The organism is Chryseobacterium sp. DT-167, from assembly GCF_058310155.1.
On sequence record NZ_JBZEEQ010000033.1, the window covers coordinates 1 to 1,133 of the forward strand.

The 1,133-nt window shown below is 68.0% G+C and carries 2 protein-coding genes; one reads left to right on the plus strand and one right to left on the minus strand.

Annotation, left to right across the window (positions count from 1 at the left end; all coding sequences use genetic code 11):
- The coding region (locus AC4FQ5_RS19530; protein WP_491146150.1) for a helix-turn-helix domain-containing protein at positions 1–512 on the minus strand (512 nt) is incomplete at its 3' end.
- Between the two features lie 90 nt (positions 513–602).
- On the opposite strand from AC4FQ5_RS19530, the gene AC4FQ5_RS19535 reads away from it, so the two are divergent.
- Positions 603–1,133, plus strand: a 531-nt coding sequence (locus tag AC4FQ5_RS19535; protein WP_491146154.1) for an SDR family NAD(P)-dependent oxidoreductase, incomplete at its 3' end; no start/stop codon positions are given.

Consider the following 1,133-nt stretch of genomic DNA (forward strand, 5'->3'; position numbering starts at 1 on the left):
GCTGGATAGGGCGCCCGTTCGGTGTCTGCGGCAGCGAACCATCGGTAGATTCCGCTGCGGAGTAGCCCGGTGTTCGCCTGAGGCGCACCCAGCAGCGCATCAGCGAGCGAATTCGACGCCAGCGTCTCAGCGAGGTCGGACAGCACGAACGCGGGGGTGTCGGTGAGGCGATCCATCACACGGAGAAGACCGGGCGAGACGTGGGCGGTGCCGCTCACCCGGTCGGGCGGATTCTGGCCGGCGATGCGGTAGAGGTGGTCCCTCTCATCGTGGGTGAGTCGCAACACGCGGGACAGCACCGACAGCATCTGAGCGCTCGGCTGCGCACCGCGCCCCTGTTCGAGACGGGCGTAGTAGTCGACCGTCACGGAAGCGAGTTGCGCGACCTCTTCACGCCGCAGTCCGGGCGCTCGACGTCGCGGCCCGGCGGTCAAGCCGACGTCCGAGGGCAGCAGCGCCTCGCGTCGAACGCGAAGGAACTGGCCCGAATTCAGTGCGATCCATGACCCCATGCTCGCCCCTCCGCGCTCCGTTAGACAGGACCTGCTGGGTCCCCGTTCGACGCGTCCTGGCTGCCGCAGAAATGCTCGTCGAGTGTTGTCATGAACAAGGAGGAACACATGTATGAACTGACTGGCAAGACCGTTCTCGTCACCGGAGGCACACGCGGTATCGGTCGGGCGATGGCATTGGCTTTCGCTCGTGAAGGCGCTGCCGTCGCCGTCTCCTACGGGCGGAACGAGCGGGCTGCGGCCGCCATCGATGCCGAACTCGGCGAGATCGGGTCGGCGCCGCATCTGGTCGCCCGCAGCGACACCGCCGACTCGTCGGCGGCTCGCGCCCTCTTCGATCTCGTCACCGACACGCTGGCCCTTCCCGACATCGTCATCGCCAACGCCGGGGTCGAGCTGATCGAGACACCCCTGGCGGCCACGACCGACGAGCAGTTCGAGCATGTGACGGGGACCAACATCCGCGGAACCTTCAACGTGCTCCGGGAAGCCGCATCGCGAATGGCCGACGGCGGTCGGATCATCGTCACGGGCTCCACCATCGCGCGCAGCGCCCTCGCCGGCACGGGCCTCTACGCCGCGACGAAGGGCGGGCAGGGCCCGCTGGTGCAGGCGCTGGCA